We start from the raw sequence: 15315 nt of genomic DNA, 5'->3' as shown, positions 1-15315 counted from the left end.
ATGCTGTTGTGTGGGGGTTTGTTGAATAGTGTTGTCGGTGGTCATTGCGGTAGGGGAACGCCCGGTCCCATTCCGAACCCGGTAGCTAAGCCTTCCAGCGCCGATGGTACTGCACTCGCCAGGGTGTGGGAGAGTAGGTCGCCGCCGACATTCAACATGATCAGGTGATGCCCCGGACTTTCGAGTCCGGGGCATCATTTGTTTCCGGGGCATTTGTTCCGGTCCGCTGTAGGTGGGCCGGTGGGCGCAGCGCCTTGTGTGCCTGTGGCCGGGACGTCCCGTCCCGTCCCGTGCCGGCTGTGGGCCGGGCGGGGCATGTCGCACAGGTTTCTGCGACCTCGCATCTGCTGCAGGTTCTGCGAGGTCGCAGGACGGTGTGCGAGGTCGAACGCACCCGCGGCGATAGATGAGGCGCGGCGGGGTGGGAGTGGGCGGGGCCTCGGCCCGGGAGCCTGGCCACGGTGACCCCCAGTCCACCGAGGACGCCGGCCCCACCGACGACGTCGCTCCACCCGAGGGCGCTGCTCCACCGGAGGGCGCTGCCGCACCGGTGCGAGCGGCGGGAGCGGGGCGACGCACGTCGGTGACGTCGTTCTGCTGCGCGCGGGAAGGGCAAGGGACGGGGTTCTCCGAGGGCCCGCGGGGCCGCCGACGGGACGTCAGGTGCCGCGGTCACCGAGGAACGCGCCGTACGGACCGCGGAACACGGACGGGGGTCGGGTGGAACCGGACGGGCTTCGTGTACGACAGTGATGGTATGGACTGTCAGGGCTACCGCGAGGTGCTGTCCGCCCGGCTCGACGGCGAGGCGGCCGACGACGAGCGCGCGATGGCCGAGGACCACCTCGCCGGCTGCGCGTCCTGCCGTGCCTTCACCGACGGTGCCGAGCGGCTCGGCCGGCTCGCACGCGTCGGTCCGGCGGAACCGGTCCCCGATCTCACCGACCGGGTGCTCGCCGCGCTCGGCGTAGCCGCTCCGGCTCCGGCACCACCGCCCGCGGCCGTCCCGCGGCTGAGCTGCCTCGACGGCGGCTGCTGCGGCGGCTCGGCGGCACCGGCCCCGGTGGGCGCGGCGACCTCGGCCTGCGGATGCGCGAGTACCTGTGGCTGCGGCTGCCAGCAGGGTGCACCCTGCCGCTGCGCCGTCCGCGCCGCCTAGTACTTCAGCCGCAGTTCGTGATATCTCTAGGCTAGGCTTTGATCTTGTGTATGTGGAGGAGGGTCTCGAGGCGTGGGCCGGTGGCTTGGACGGGTTGTTCGGGCTGGTGGCGGGGCGGTTCTTCCGGACAGAGCCGCGGCGTCGGGCACGGGCGTATGTGCGCGGGCTGTTGGCACCGTTGGCGGGGAAGAACGGGTGGACGTTGGCCGAGGTCGCCGGCGACACGACGCCGGATGGCATGCAGCGGCTGCTCAACTCCGCGACCTGGGACACCGACGGTGTCCGCGACGATCTGCGGGACTACGTGGTGGAGCACCTCGGCGAGGCCGGTGGGGTGCTGATTGTCGACGAGACCGGGTTCCTGAAGAAGGGGGCCAAGTCGGCCGGGGTGCAGCGCCAGTACTCCGGCACCGCGGGCAGGGTGGAGAACTGCCAGCTCGGAGTCTTCTGCGCCTATTCCACGAGCACGGGCCGCACGCTGATCGACCGCGAGCTCTACCTGCCGAAGTCCTGGACCGGGGACCGGGAACGCTGCCGGTCCGCGGCGGTGCCTGACGAGGTCGAGTTCGCCACCAAGGCGGTACTGGTGTCAACGGATCCTGAAGACTGACCCTCCTGGGGATCGGCAAGTTTGACCCCTCGGTTGGTCTGTCAGTCCCGGTCGGCGCGGTTCTGTTTGGCCAGCAGCTCACGGCGCTGGCGGGTCCGGTAGGAGTCTCCGGTCAAGGTCAGAACCTCGGCGTGGTGAACCAGACGGTCGATCATGGCTGCGGCGACGACATCGTCGGAGAAGGTCTCGCCCCAGCGTCCGAAGGGCAGGTTCGAGGTGACCATCACCGAGCCCTGCTCGTAGCGGGAGGCGATGAGCTGGAAGAACAGGTTCGCCGCGTCCTGGTCGAAGGGGATGTAGCCGACCTCGTCGATGATGATCAGCTTGTAGCGGCGGATCTTCTTCAGCTCAGCCTCCAACCGTCCGGCCTGGTGGGCGTCCCGTCCCGGCTTTACTGCCGGTGGTTTGGTGGCCAGTGATCATCTGGCCGATGGTTCTGTGTCAGCGTAGTGGGCTGCCTCGAACTCGGTGGGGCTGATCATGCCCAGACTTGAGTGCAGTCGGCGGTTGTTGTACCACTCGACCCAGCTGGCGGTGGCGTACTCGACGTCGGCGATCGTGCGGTAGGGGCCGTCGTGGAAGACTCGGGTGCGGATGCATTCGGCCTTGTAGAGGCCGTTGATGGTCTCCATCAGGGCGTTGTCGTAGGCGTCGCCGACGCTGCCGACCGAGGGCCGTATGCCCTCGAGGTGCAGGTGCTCGGTGAACCGCAGACTCGTATATTGCGACCCGGCATCGGAATGGCAGATCAGCTGGTCCCGGGCCACGGCTTTGCCCTCGTGGGCACGTCGCCACAGCGCCATCCGTAACGGCACGTCCACCAGCTCGACGTCACGAGTGAGCGCGGCGTGCCAGCCCACGATCTTCTGCGAGAAGCAGTCCACGATGAACGCCACGTAGGTGAACGACTGATACGTGCGCACGTAGGTGAAGTCGGTGACCCACTTGCTGTCGGGTGCTGAGGCGGTGAAGTTGCGGTCGAGCAGATCAGCGGCCCGCTGGGCGGTCGAGTCCGGGATGGTCGTGCGCGGCCGTTTCCCGCGGACCACTCCGGCCAGCCCCACCGAGCGCATCGCCCGGTCGACCGCTCCGAACCCAGCCTCGGGCAGCACCGTTCGACGGATCAGGGCCAGCATCTTGCGACGCCCATAAAGTCCCTCTGGGGCCAGCACCGGTTCGCCGGCGCGGTTGGTGGTGAACGCCGCCGCACGGACGGCGTCTTCGACCAGGGCGTCGGTGACGGTCCGGGCCGCGACCCGGCCGGCGGCGCCGTTCCTGGTGCCGGTCCGAGCGCACCAGGCCCGCAAGGTTCGTGCCGCGATCGTGAGCCCCAGGGTGTTGAGGGCAGCAAGGATCGACTCGACGGCATGACCAGCAGCCCGCATCTGATCGACGAACGCGACGATCAGCGGTTTCGGGGGTCGAGCTCCCCCACGAAGAAAATCGTCGCCGACTTGAGGACCTCGTTGACCTCGCGCAGGCGCTTGTTCTCCGCCCGCAACCGCCGCAGCTCCTCGCGGTCATCGCTGGTCACGCCCGCTACGACGCCGGTGTCGACGTCGTGCTGGGACACCCAGCGACGCACGGACTCACGCGACACCCCGAGTGACTCAGCGACCTGGACATGCACGGCACGCTCGGTCGAGTACGCCGAACGATGCTCGGTCACCAGACGCACAGCCTGGCTCCGAACCGCTGGGTCGATCTTCTTGGGCACGACACCCATCCTCTCAGCCTGCTCACAACGGAGCGGCAGAGAAGCCGGGACGGTTCAACGTGCTGTCCTGACCGATGCCAGCCGACGAGCTTGCCGGAGCCGACTTCGGGGAGCGACCCCAGCTGGTTCGGGTTCATTTTGACCGTACTGCCCGAAGCCGCCTTCAGCAGAAAAGATCTGGTGACATTCCTGGAGAGTCGCAAGATTGGCACTCGTCGACTCTTTGGTGGAAATCTCACCCGCCATCCCGCATATATCGGGCGCAACTTTTGAGTTTCTGACGATCTGGCAGATGCCGATCTTATTACTGAGATCACCTTTTGGGTGGGCGTGTATCCCGGCCTAAGTCTTGAAAAGATAGAATATGTGGCGAAGAGCATCCGGGAGTTCGCACTGTCCGGCGGCGTCGGGCCTGACTGAAAGTCCTTAGACCGTCTAACACACCTGTGATAATTTGCCAGGCTGTGGGCTATATCGATGTAAACTCTGTCTCCTACGGGCTGCCGAACGGTCGGGTGTTGCTGGACAAGGTCTCGTTCCGGGTGGGGGAGGGTGCCAAGGTCGCGCTGATCGGGGCGAACGGATCCGGCAAGACCACACTGTTTCGGATCATCGCTGGAGACCTGGTGCCGCACGGTGGAGCGGTGAGCCGGGGCGCGAGCCTGGGGGGCATGAGGCAGTTCGTTGCCCGTGAAGGCGACCAAGTGCGCGATCTGCTGCTGTCGGTGACAGACCCCCTCATCCGCCGGGCCGCCGCCGCCGTGAACGCGGCAGAGGCCGCCATGGAGGAGGACGGAGGCACTAAGCCGCAGATGGCCTACGCGGCCGCACTGGCTGACTGGGGCGACGCGGGCGGCTACGACGTCGAGGTCCTGTGGGACGTCTGCACCACTGAGGCGCTCGGCCTTCCGTTCGACCGGTGCGGGCAGCGGCAGGCGGACTCGCTGTCCGGCGGCGAGCAGAAGCGGCTCGTCCTGGAGATGCTTCTGCGGGGGCCCGATCAGGTCCTGATGCTTGACGAGCCCGACAACTACCTCGATGTCCCCAGTAAGCGATGGCTGGAAGAGCGTCTCGTGGAAACGCCGAAGACCGTCCTCTTCATCAGTCACGACCGTGAGCTGCTGGCGCGCACGGCGAGGAGCATCATCACGCTCGAGCTCGGGGCCGCGGGGAACACCGCCTGGGTGCACCCGGGCGGTTTCGAGAGCTACCAGCAGGCGCGGGCTGACCGGTTCGAGCGGTTCGATGAGATGCGCAACCGCTGGGACGAGGAGCGCGCCAAGCTGAAGTCCCTGGTGCAGATGTACAAACAGAAGGCCTCCTACAACTCGGACATGGCCTCGCGCTATCGCTCCGCCCAGACACGTCTCGCTAGATTCGAGAGCGCCGGTCCGCCGCCCGCGCAGCCGCGCGAGCAAAGTCTGGCGATGCGGCTGCGCGGCGGACGTACGGGGAAGCGTGCCGTGATCTGTTCCGGCCTGGAACTCACCGGGCTGATGGAGCCGTTCGACCTCGAGGTGCGGTTCGGCGACCGAGTAGCCGTGCTCGGTTCCAACGGCTCGGGCAAGTCGCACTTCCTGCGCCTTCTCGCAGCTGGCGGCAGTGCTCCTGAGCCCGAGCACGAGCCGGTGGGCGACCTTCCGATCGAGCCCGTTTCGCACGAGGGGGTGGCCCGGCTAGGTGCGCGGGTGCGGCCCGGCTGGTTCGCACAGGTCCATGGACGGCCTGATCTAGCCGGCCGAACGCTTGTTTCGATTCTGCACCGCGGCGACGAGCGCCGGGAGGGGCTGCCCCGCGATGCGGCCTCGCGGGTGCTGGCGCGTTACGAGTTGGCCGGCGCTGCGGAGCAGGAGTTCGACTTGCTGTCAGGAGGGCAGCAGGCGCGTTTCCAGATTCTCCTGCTCGAACTCGGCGGCACCACACTGCTCCTGCTGGACGAACCCACCGACAACCTCGACCTCGTCTCGGCCGAGGCGCTGCAGCACGCACTGCGCGGCTTCGAGGGCACGGTGCTCGCGGTCACGCACGACCGGTGGTTCGCTCGGGAGTTTGACCGGTTCCTGGTCTTCGGCTCCGACGGAACCGTCTACGAGTCGCGAAGTCCGGTGTGGGATGAGAAGCGCATCGCGCGCTGATGCTGCTGAGCAGCGCCGGGCCCTGTGTTGCGTCTCGGCGGAGCAGCTACGGTGGAGCTCTGTGATGGAGGCCGTCCGTCGAGCGCGAGGTCCGTTCTGCATCCGCTGTTCGGTCGGCCCCGCCAAGCCCGCCGCCGGGCTGGCCAGTACTGGTGTCTTCTATTTGTCACATCTGTGACAGACTCAGCAAATGCCGACTCGCATCGACCTCGAACAGCGTCGCAGTGAAGTCATTGAGGCGGCGTTTCGACTGTTGGCCGCCGAAGGAATCACGGGTCTCTCGCTACGTAAGGTTGCTGCCGAATCGGGACTGAACATTGGATCGGTTCGCCACTACTTCGATGATCACCGTAATCTTCTCGTTGCAGCGGTTACCGAAGTCGGCGATCGTATGGGAAAGAGACTCACTGAGCCTTTTTCAACCTGACCAGCGAGCTTCTGCGTCAGGAGATCGCGAAGGTTGCAGCGCAACTGCTCTGACCCGAATCCGCGAGTAGCGCTGGTGTCCGGACTGGGGAGATGGCGATAGGTGCCCGCTGACCTGCGATGATCGTGTTTGCGACGACACGACATTGCGGGTTGAGAGGACACCTATCAGGTGCGAACAGTACGCAAGCGACGCCCGCGGTGTGCGCGGGTGCGTCTCGGCGCGCCGGACGCGGCGCTGACCAGGTTCTCCGGGCTGGCCGCGGTGACCGAACTGATCGACCGGCTCGGGATCATCGACAAGCTCGACGCCGCGGTCGGGCCCATCAAGGACCGCGACCGCGGGTGCAGCGCCGGGCAGATGCTGGTCGGCATGTCGGCGGCGCAGCTGTGCGGGGAGGACTTCCTGGTCGGGCTGGACCGGCACCGCGCCGACACCGCCGGGCAGGCACTCACGCCGGTGCCGGGGTTGGCGTCCACGACCGCCGCCGGGCTCGCGCGCAAGTTCATCGAGGGGCAGTGGGCGGCGGTGGAGACCGGGCTCGGTGACGTGCACACCACCGCGCTGGACCTGCTCGCCCAGGTCGACCCGGACCGGGCCGAGCAGCTGACGGCGGACGTGACGATCGATCTGGACACCACCGATGTCGAGGTTTACGGCCGGCTCAAGCAGGGCGTGGCGTTCAACCACCAAGGCCAGCGGGTCGCCCGCCCGCACGTCGCGACCTGGGCCGACACCGCGGTGGTGCTGGCCGCTGACCTCGGTTCGGGCCGGGATGACCCCCGCGCCACCAGCGCCGAGCTGTTCTACCGGGCGCTGGCCGCGCTCCCCGCGCAGGCGCGGGCGGGGCGAGTCCGCGTGCGTGCGGACGCGGGCTACTTCGCCGGGCAGCTCGCCCGCGCAGCCCTGTTCGTCGGCGTGGAGTTCGCCATCGGCGCCCGACGCATCGCGCCGCTGTGGCGCATCCTCGACGGCGTCGCGGCCGACGGGTGGACCGACGCGATCGACATGACCGGCGCGCAGGTCGCGGTGGCCGACTATTGCCCGAACTGGTGGCCCGCAGCGACCCAGCTGCTGATCCGTCGGGTCCGGCTCGACCTGGACCACGGCCAGGTCTCCGGTGACCCGCGAGCGCGGCGCCGACGCACCCTGCACCCCGCCCAGCGGGCGCTCCCGCTCGACGACCTCGCTACGGTGGCCAAGGTCGACGGGGTGTTCGCCTACTCGTTCATCGTGACCAACCTCGACGTCTCCACACCTGCCGCAGCCGCGCAGGCCGAGTACTGGTACCGCCACCGCACGAAGGTGGAGAACCTGTTCCGCGACACCAAGCACGGCGCCGCGCTGCGCCACCTCCCCTCCGGACACCTCGCGGTGAACCGAGCCTGGATGTGGGGCGCACTCCTGGCCGCCACCACCAGCGGGTGGCTGCACCACCTCACCGCCCGCACCCGCGACGGGCGCCTGGTCGGGCACGGCGTCCGCGGCGGCCAGGCCATGATCGCCACCCTGCGCCGGCGGCTGATCACCATCCCCGCCCGCCTCGTGCGCCACGCCCGCGGCCTCACCCTGCGCCTACCACCCGGCGAGCACCTACTCGCCGAGGTCCTCGCCCGCGTCCGCGCCCTGCCCGCTCCGTCCTGACCCGGCCGCACCGGCCCCGACCAGCACAGGAACCCGCCACCCGAGGCGACACTCGGGCCGCCCGCTTGCCCACCACCCAACTCCCGACCCAAGCAACATCAACTTTGGCCGACCAAGATCAGCTCATGACCTACTCGCGGATTCGGGTCTGACCACAGCTGCACAGGTCACCGGCTCGCTAGCTCGGCGTCTGCACCCACACAACCAGGCCCCTGAGCTGCCGGAACGGCAGGTTGAAAAAGGCTCACTAACCTGGGACTGCGGCGCCGAGATGGCCGCACACGCCACGGTCACCAAGGGCTCCATGCCGGTCTACTTCGCCCACCCCCACAGCCCCTGGGAACGCGGCAGCAACGAGAACACCAACCGCATCCTGCGCGAGTACTTCCCCCGAGGCGTCGAGATCACCCCGGATCCGAGCTACCTCGCCATGGTCGCTTCCGACATCAACGACCGACCCCGTAAGATCCACAACTGGAAGAAGCCCTCCGAGATATTCGCCGAGCTCGTCGAGATGGATGCTTCAACCGCCTGAACTCGCGGTGCTGAGTACGAGGTAGCTGGGTCACGGCCGCCGAGGTCCCGCTCGCCCCGGAGCTGGCCGGGGCAGATCGGTGCGAAACACTCCCACCATCAGACACACAGCGATCGTCGCCTCAACATCACCACGCGACGAGAGGCCAGACCGCCGACATTCGAACAGTTCTGGCCACGCGTCGAACTGTAAGCGGGTCGCCGTCGCGCCCAGCCAGATGACGGTGCGCCCGCAGCACACCGCTGTTCGGCAGGGAGTGCGCCGACGCTCGGGTTCGCGGCGGCGACCTGAGCGGAGTCGGTCCGGTGCCCGGCGGCCGAGGTGCTCGGCCGGCCGGGCGGTGCGAGGTCGTCCGACACGCGCCCTCACGCGTGCGCGGTGAAGTGCCCGTCGTGGGCCTGGCGCAGCCGGTACTTCAGGACCTTCCCGCCGACGGTCTCGGGCAGGGAGTCGACGAACAGCACGTCCTTCGGGCACTCGAAGCCGGCCAGCGTCGCGCGGCAGTGCTCCATCAGCTCCCCGGCGGTCGTGCGGCAGCCCGACCACCGCGGCCCTCGCGACGCCGGGGTGGTCGCCAGCACCGACTCCACGCGCAGGCTGGACACGTTCTCCCCACCGGACTTCACGATGTCCTTGAACCGGTCGACCATGATCCGCAGGCCGTCGGCGTCGACCTGGGCGCTGTCGCCGGAGTGGAACCAGCCGCCGCGGAACGCCTCCCGGGTGGCGGCCTCGTCGCGGTAGTAGCCGGGGGGTGACGATCGGGCTCCGGTAGACCAGCTCGCCGGGCTCGCCCGGCCGATCCACCAGGCTCGCGCCGAACTCGTCGACGAGGTCGGAGGCGAGCACCGGGCTCGTCGACGAGGTCGGAGGCGAGCACCGGGCTCGGGACCCCGACGTAGTTCAGCGCGGGCGCGGTGCGGTCGTAGACCTCGCGCCACCGGGTGGGCCAGAACCGGTGGCAGGCGATGGCCTCGGTCTGCCCGAGATCCCGACGACGGCGAGATCCTCGCTCGTCTGCGCGCGCAGCGAGGCGTACACGTCGGGGGCGGGTGCGGGTCCGTAGGTGGACGCGGCGGCCTCGGTGCCGACGGCGACGGCTTCGGCGAGCTCGGTGTCGGGGCGGGCCGCCACGGTGTGGCCGAGCACCGCCGCGGCCGCGCCATCGCCGGGACCGCCCAGCACATGGGCGTCACCACCCAGACCGCGCTGCGCAGCGCTACTTCGACGACAACTGGGGCCACCAAGCTGCGCGCCCGCGGTAGAGAGCCAGCCGAACCCGGGCCAGGGGAACCGGTCAGCTGCGGTCGAGGCGAGCGAGGATCTGCTCCAGCATGGTCTGACTGGCGTTCAGGCGTTCGTTCAACGCGGTGAGGTTTTCAGAGACCGTGTCGATGCGCTGCTCGACGCCGGTCAGTCGCTGCTCGACAGCGACGGTGAGCCGGTCGACCTTGCCGTCGACGGCGTCGATCTTGTCCTCCACGCGCGTGCTGATCTCGTAGAGGGACTCGACGTCGGCGCCCTGCTGGCGCAGCCTGCGCTCGACCTCAGGAGAAGACACCCTCGGGAGGCTACCGGGGCGATCGCCGCTACCGCGTTGGGCACCGAGGGGTTCTTCGACGGTCGGGCGCCGGCGCGGGCTCTCGGGCCGCTTGCGAGGTCCAGGGCGCGGTCATGTGCTGCAGGTGGCGGCGGGCCTGTGCGGTGCGGTTCCCCCATGATCGGGGAGGCATCAGCTATAAGGGGTAGCGATGCCAGAGGTACGGAAGCGCTACGACCGGGAGTTCCGTGACGGAGCGGTCCGGGTCGTGGAGGAGACGGGCAAGCCGATCGCCCAGGTCGCCCGTGACCTGGGGGTCAACGAGGGCACGCTGGGCAACTGGGTGGCCCGTGCACGAGAGGCCCGCGAGGACACCGAGGGCCTGTCTCGCGGCGGCGTCGAGGAGCTCAAGCGGCTGCGCGCGGAGAACGCCGAGCTGCGGATGGAGCGTGATGTCCTCAAGCGATCCGTGGTCCTGTGGGTCAAGGAGGCGACGAAGTGAGCGTGGCCCGTTTCATCGCCGACCAGAGGACCTTCCACCGGGTGCCGCACACCACGCTAGTGGCGTCCACCAAGGTGGTGTGCGACCGGCCCGGTGACGAGCTGGTCGAGCTGTAGGGCGGCCACCGCGTGATCTTCTGAACGCCTCTCACAGCCCACAGAAGATGGATCACGCGATGACCGCACCCTCCAGTATCGACCCCACCGAGTTCCTGCACGAGCAGCTGTCCCAGGCGAGCCCGGATCTGCTGTGCCACATGTTGACCACGTTCATCAACACCCTGATGTCCGCCGACGCCGACTCGGTGTGCGGCGCGGCCTGGGGCGAGCGTTCCGAGGCTCGCACGAACACCCGCAACGGCTACCGCCACCGCGACTTCGACACCCGCGCTGTGCGGTTCCCCCATGATCGGGGAGGCATCAGCTATAAGGGGTAGCGATGCCAGAGGTACGGAAGCGCTACGACCGGGAGTTCCGTGACGGAGCGGTCCGGGTCGTGGAGGAGACGGGCAAGCCGATCGCCCAGGTCGCCCGTGACCTGGGGGTCAACGAGGGCACGCTGGGCAACTGGGTGGCCCGTGCACGAGAGGCCCGCGAGGACACCGAGGGCCTGTCTCGCGGCGGCGTCGAGGAGCTCAAGCGGCTGCGCGCGGAGAACGCCGAGCTGCGGATGGAGCGTGATGTCCTCAAGCGATCCGTGGTCCTGTGGGTCAAGGAGGCGACGAAGTGAGCGTGGCCCGTTTCATCGCCGACCAGAGGACCTTCCACCGGGTGCCGCACACGCTGGCCTGCGCCCTGTTGGGGGTGTCGATCTCCTGGCTGTACAAGTGGCTCGACCGCGCCGCGCGTTCCGACGGTGGTGCCACCGCGACCGAGAAGCGCCGCTGCGCGTTGGACGCCGCCGTGGCCGTGGCGTTCGACGACGCCCAGCGGCTACACGGCTCACCCCGTCTGCACGCCGACCTGTGTGAGGCCGGATGGCGGGTGTCGGAGAAGACCGTGGCGGACTCGATGCGCCGCCAGGGCCTGGTCGCCCGCCGGATCAAGCGGCACAACGGGCTGACCCGCCAGGACCGCACGGCGCCGAAGTTCCCGGACCTGCTTCGTCGGGGTTTCACTGCGGCCGAGCCGAACCGCAGATGGGTCGGGGACATGACCGAGATCCCCACCGCGGCCGGGAAGTTGTATCTGGCCACGGTGATCGACCTGTACTCGCGGCGGCTGCTCGGCGCGGCCACGGGGCTGCACCCGAACCCCGAGCTGGCGTGTGCGGCGATCCGGATGGCGGTGGCGGCCCGCGGCGGGGCGGACCGAATCGCCGGGGTGATCTTCCACACCGACCGCGGGTCGACCTACACCGCGGGCGCGTTCACCGCTCTGTGTCGGCGGCTCGACATCCGTCAGTCGATGGGCCGGGTCGGGTCGTGTTTCGACAATGCCGCGGCGGAGGCGTTCTTCTCCAGCCTGGAGTGGGAAGTGCTGTCCCGCAACGACTTCGACACCATCAGTAGGGCGCGGGCGGCGGTCATCGACTGGTGTTACGGCTTCTACAACCACCGGCGGCGACACAGTGCCGCCGCCGGGCTCTCACCGATCAACTACGAGAACGCCGCCCTCACCCGAGACGCGGCATAAGAACCCTCCACGATCTCGGGGGAACCGCACTGGCACGATCGACGTGGCGATCCCCAAGCTGCGCAACGGCTCCTACTTCCCCGACTGGTTGCTGGAGCGTCGTCGCCGGGCGGAGCGGGCCCTGACCACGGTGGTCGCGACCTGCTACCTGCTCGGGGTCTCGACGCGGCGGATGGAGAAACTCGTCGACTCCCTGGGCATCACGAGGTTGTCGAAGTCGCAGGTCTCAGAGATGGCCCGGGACCTCGACGGCCAAGTCGAGCAGTTCCGGACGCGTCCGCTCGACCAGGGCCCCTACACCTTCGTCGCCGCCGACGCGCTCGTGCTCAAAGTCCGCGAGGGCGGCCGGGTCGTGGCAGTCCACGCCCTGCTCGCCACCGGGGTCAACGGCGACGGACACCGGGAGATCCTCGGCCTGCAGGTCAGCTCCGCCGAGGACGGCGCCGGCTGGCTGGGGTTCTTCCGCGACCTCACCGCCCGCGGTCTGACCGGCGTCGCGCTGGTCACCAGCGACGCCCACGCCGGCTTGGTGTCCGCGATCGGGGCGACCCTGCCCGGCGCCGCCTGGCAGAGGTGCAGGACGCACTACGCGGCGAACCTGATGGCTGCGACCCCGAAGCAGTCCTGGCCGTGGGTGCGGGCGTTGCTGCACTCGGTCTATGACCAGCCCGACGCCGCATCGGTGCACGCCCAGTTCGACCGGGTCCTCGACGCCTTGGCCGACAAGCTCCCGAAGGTCGCCGAGCACCTCGACGCCGCCCGAGCCGACGTCCTGGCCTTCACCGGCTTCCCGAAAGAACTGTGGCGCCAGATCTGGTCGAACAACCCCTCCGAGCGCCTGAACCGTGAGATCCGGCGCCGCACCGACGTCGTCGGGATCTTCCCCGACCGCGACTCCCTGATCCGCCTCGTCGGCGCGGTCCTGGCCGAGCAACACGACGAATGGGCCGAAGGACGCCGCTACCTCGGCCTCGACGTCCTCGCCCGCTCCCGCGTCACCAGGATCCCCGACACCGCCACCAGCGCTGAGGAGGCGACCTCGACCACCACCATCCCGGCGCTCAGCGCCTGACCGAACAAGAAGATCACGCGGTCGTCGTCACACACCACGCCAGCGGACTTGACCCACACGCTGGCCTGCGCCCTGTTGGGGGTGTCGATCTCCTGGCTGTACAAGTGGCTCGACCGCGCCGCGCGTTCCGACGGTGGTGCCACCGCGACCGAGAAGCGCCGCTGCGCGTTGGACGCCGCCGTGGCCGTGGCGTTCGACGACGCCCAGCGGCTACACGGCTCACCCCGTCTGCACGCCGACCTGTGTGAGGCCGGATGGCGGGTGTCGGAGAAGACCGTGGCGGACTCGATGCGCCGCCAGGGCCTGGTCGCCCGCCGGATCAAGCGGCACAACGGGCTGACCCGCCAGGACCGCACGGCGCCGAAGTTCCCGGACCTGCTTCGTCGGGGTTTCACTGCGGCCGAGCCGAACCGCAGATGGGTCGGGGACATGACCGAGATCCCCACCGCGGCCGGGAAGTTGTATCTGGCCACGGTGATCGACCTGTACTCGCGGCGGCTGCTCGGCGCGGCCACGGGGCTGCACCCGAACGCCGAGCTGGCGTGTGCGGCGATCCGGATGGCGGTGGCGGCCCGCGGCGGGGCGGACCGAATCGCCGGGGTGATCTTCCACACCGACCGCGGGTCGACCTACACCGCGGGCGCGTTCACCGCTCTGTGTCGGCGGCTCGACATCCGTCAGTCGATGGGCCGGGTCGGGTCGTGTTTCGACAATGCCGCGGCGGAGGCGTTCTTCTCCAGCCTGGAGTGGGAAGTGCTGTCCCGCAACGACTTCGACACCATCAGTAGGGCGCGGGCGGCGGTCATCGACTGGTGTTACGGCTTCTACAACCACCGGCGGCGACACAGTGCCGCCGCCGGGCTCTCACCGATCAACTACGAGAACGCCGCCCTCACCCGAGACGCGGCATAAGAACCCTCCACGATCTCGGGGGAACCGCAGCACGCTCGGTCGAGTACGCCGAACGATGCTCGGTCACCAGACGCACAGCCTGGCTCCGAACCGCTGGGTCGATCTTCTTGGGCACGACACCCATCCTCTCAGCCTGCTCACAACGGAGCGGCAGAGAAGCCGGGACGGTTCAGCTCGCTGGTCAGGTTGAAAAAGGCTCAGTCATCAAACTCACCTCACGAACACTCACGCCGTCTCGGTCTCGCACACCGTACGACACACTTGTACAGTGTGCGAGGGGCGGGCGCGGGCTATCTTGCACGCTGTTCGATGAGGAAGAGGGCCGTCCTCTCGCACGACGTTCGACCTGGTGACTAGACTGGGCCTATGGCGGTGGACAGATTGAGCCGGGAGCAGATCGTCCGCGCCGCAATCGAGCTGCTCGACGCCGATGGCGTCGACGGCCTGAGCATGCGTCAGCTCGGGAGCCGTCTCGGTTCGGGGGCCACCTCGGTCTACTGGCACGTGGGCAACAAGGACAACCTCGTGGCGCTGGCCGCGGATGCCGTGTTCGGCGAAGTCGACCTTCCTGACCCGGCCGAGATCGGATGGCGCGAGGCCATCGTCGCCAGCTCGCACGGGCTGCGGAACGTGAGCCTGCGCCACCGGTGGCTGATCCCGGTCCTCGGCGCGCACCCGACCATCAACGGCAAGCACATCGCCAGCTACCAGAATCATGCGCTCATTGCGTGCGAGCTCGCGGGCTTCAGTGGGCACGACCTGGACTGGGCCGGCGGCACCGTGCTCGCCTTCGTCGTCGGTGCTGTATGGGGAGAGACGTCCGCGACGGCGCCCGCGCTCGGGGAAAACACAGGCGGCGACGCCGTCGCGCAGGCCCGCGAGCACGCACGGGAACATCCGAAGCTGCTCGAGCGCTACGACGCCCTCATGAAGGCCGACCCCGAAGAGGTCCGAGAGCAGAGCTTCACGTTCGGTCTTCGGACGATTCTCGACGGACTCGCAGCTCAGCTGAGGAACACTACCTCCTCAAACTGAGTCCTAGGGGGTTGCACCGAGCGACCTTTTCCAGCGTCAACTCCTGCGCATGGACGCCTGGCGCCTGTCGTCGCCGTTCTCGGTGCACGCGACCAGCTGCACGCGGGTGCCGCTCCACCGGGCGTGAACGAGGCCCCATCTCCTGCAGGACCTCGAGCAGCATTCGGTGGTACTTCGTGCTCACCCCGCGCGCGGCCCGTGCATCCTTCTGTCAACGGCGGGTTGGGAGTGACCCCGTAGCGACGGATTGGAACTGACCCCCGGCGTGGTGTGGTGATGGTCAGTCGTTGCTGGCGCGGTTGTGTTTGGCCAGGAGCTCGCGTCGGGCGCGGGTGCGGTAGGAGTCCCCGGACAGGGTCAGGACTTCGGCGTGGTGGACGAGGCGGTCTGTCT

General features: G+C 68.6%; 14 protein-coding genes, 1 rRNA gene and 4 pseudogenes. 14 read left to right on the top strand and 5 right to left on the bottom strand.

The window, feature by feature from the left end; genetic code table 11:
• Positions 1 to 33 precede the first annotated feature (33 nt).
• From rrf to XF36_RS18340, 3 genes and pseudogenes are all read left to right on the top strand, one after another.
• A 5S ribosomal RNA gene (gene rrf / locus XF36_RS18350) occupies positions 34 to 150 on the top strand.
• A 607-nt stretch (positions 151 to 757) separates the two neighbouring features.
• Positions 758 to 1159 (top strand): zf-HC2 domain-containing protein, encoded by a 402-nt coding sequence (locus XF36_RS32570; protein ID WP_060712915.1) that lies wholly within the window; start codon positions 758 to 760, stop codon positions 1157 to 1159.
• A gap of 85 nt (positions 1160 to 1244) precedes the next feature.
• Positions 1245 to 1745, top strand: a pseudogene (locus XF36_RS18340) (IS701 family transposase); the annotation flags it as partial.
• A 65-nt stretch (positions 1746 to 1810) separates the two neighbouring features.
• On the opposite strand, the gene XF36_RS18335 reads toward XF36_RS18340, so the two are convergent.
• Both XF36_RS18335 and XF36_RS18330 read right to left on the bottom strand, forming a co-directional pair.
• A complete protein-coding gene (locus tag XF36_RS18335; RefSeq protein ID WP_304437842.1) occupies positions 1811 to 2128 on the bottom strand; it encodes an ATP-binding protein in 318 nt (105 codons plus the stop codon).
• 60 nt (positions 2129 to 2188) lie between these two features.
• Positions 2189 to 3486 (bottom strand): IS3 family transposase gene (locus XF36_RS18330; protein WP_145981349.1). Its coding sequence is split into 2 segments (ribosomal slippage): positions 2189 to 3213 and positions 3213 to 3486, totalling 1299 coding nucleotides; the frame shifts between segments, so codons are not numbered across the junction.
• Positions 3487 to 3950: 464 nt separating this feature from the next.
• Here XF36_RS18330 and XF36_RS18320 point away from each other — a divergent pair.
• The 4 genes and pseudogenes from XF36_RS18320 to XF36_RS18310 all read left to right on the top strand — a co-directional run.
• Positions 3951 to 5621: an ATP-binding cassette domain-containing protein gene (locus tag XF36_RS18320; RefSeq protein WP_060712913.1), complete on the top strand. Its 1671-nt coding sequence runs from the start codon at positions 3951 to 3953 to the stop codon at positions 5619 to 5621.
• Positions 5622 to 5811: 190 nt separating this feature from the next.
• Positions 5812 to 6048 (top strand): TetR/AcrR family transcriptional regulator, encoded by a 237-nt coding sequence (locus XF36_RS30605; protein ID WP_202968418.1) that lies wholly within the window; start codon positions 5812 to 5814, stop codon positions 6046 to 6048.
• Between the two features lie 210 nt (positions 6049 to 6258).
• Positions 6259 to 7692, top strand: a complete 1434-nt coding sequence (locus XF36_RS18315; protein WP_060710862.1) for an IS1380 family transposase — start codon at positions 6259 to 6261, stop codon at positions 7690 to 7692.
• A 238-nt stretch (positions 7693 to 7930) separates the two neighbouring features.
• Positions 7931 to 8227 (top strand): annotated as a pseudogene (locus XF36_RS18310) (IS30 family transposase); the annotation flags it as partial.
• Between the two features lie 365 nt (positions 8228 to 8592).
• Here the strand turns inward: XF36_RS18310 and XF36_RS34340 are convergent.
• The 3 genes from XF36_RS34340 to XF36_RS18295 all read right to left on the bottom strand — a co-directional run bounded on the left by XF36_RS34340 (position 8593) and on the right by XF36_RS18295 (position 9788).
• Entirely contained in the window at positions 8593 to 8877 is a 285-nt protein-coding gene (locus XF36_RS34340) for an AMP-binding enzyme (protein ID WP_060712912.1), read from the bottom strand.
• Between the two features lie 253 nt (positions 8878 to 9130).
• Positions 9131 to 9412 carry a hypothetical protein gene (locus XF36_RS34330; protein ID WP_060712911.1) on the bottom strand — a complete coding sequence of 94 codons (282 nt, stop codon included), beginning with the start codon at positions 9410 to 9412 and terminating at the stop codon, positions 9131 to 9133.
• A 112-nt stretch (positions 9413 to 9524) separates the two neighbouring features.
• Positions 9525 to 9788, bottom strand: coding sequence for a hypothetical protein (locus XF36_RS18295; RefSeq protein ID WP_060712910.1), 264 nt, complete (start codon positions 9786 to 9788; stop codon positions 9525 to 9527).
• A 190-nt stretch (positions 9789 to 9978) separates the two neighbouring features.
• On the opposite strand from XF36_RS18295, the gene XF36_RS18290 reads away from it, so the two are divergent.
• The 7 genes and pseudogenes from XF36_RS18290 (at position 9979) to XF36_RS18260 (ending at position 14922) form a co-directional block, all read left to right on the top strand.
• Complete coding sequence (locus tag XF36_RS18290) at positions 9979 to 10269, top strand: transposase (protein WP_060710840.1); 291 nt, start codon at positions 9979 to 9981, stop codon at positions 10267 to 10269.
• A gap of 175 nt (positions 10270 to 10444) precedes the next feature.
• A pseudogene (locus XF36_RS18285) lies at positions 10445 to 10660 on the top strand (transposase); the annotation flags it as partial.
• A 47-nt stretch (positions 10661 to 10707) separates the two neighbouring features.
• Positions 10708 to 10998 (top strand): transposase, encoded by a 291-nt coding sequence (locus tag XF36_RS18280; protein WP_060710840.1) that lies wholly within the window; start codon positions 10708 to 10710, stop codon positions 10996 to 10998.
• Positions 10974 to 11903, top strand: a complete 930-nt coding sequence (locus XF36_RS18275; RefSeq protein WP_414706198.1) for an IS3 family transposase — start codon at positions 10974 to 10976, stop codon at positions 11901 to 11903. The genes XF36_RS18280 and XF36_RS18275 overlap by 25 nt, the downstream gene beginning before the upstream one ends.
• A pseudogene (locus XF36_RS18270) lies at positions 11875 to 12975 on the top strand (IS256 family transposase); the annotation flags it as partial. The gene XF36_RS18275 and the pseudogene XF36_RS18270, both read left to right, overlap by 29 nt.
• Before the next feature lie 48 nt (positions 12976 to 13023).
• Positions 13024 to 13887 (top strand): IS3 family transposase, encoded by an 864-nt coding sequence (locus XF36_RS18265; protein ID WP_202968417.1) that lies wholly within the window; start codon positions 13024 to 13026, stop codon positions 13885 to 13887.
• A gap of 366 nt (positions 13888 to 14253) precedes the next feature.
• A complete protein-coding gene (locus tag XF36_RS18260; protein WP_060712907.1) occupies positions 14254 to 14922 on the top strand; it encodes a TetR/AcrR family transcriptional regulator C-terminal domain-containing protein in 669 nt (222 codons plus the stop codon).
• Positions 14923 to 15315 lie beyond the last annotated feature (393 nt).

Origin of the sequence: Pseudonocardia sp. HH130629-09 (assembly GCF_001294645.1) — a bacterium.
Lineage (GTDB): Bacteria > Actinomycetota > Actinomycetes > Mycobacteriales > Pseudonocardiaceae > Pseudonocardia.
This window is presented reverse-complemented; position numbering and strand designations above follow the sequence as displayed.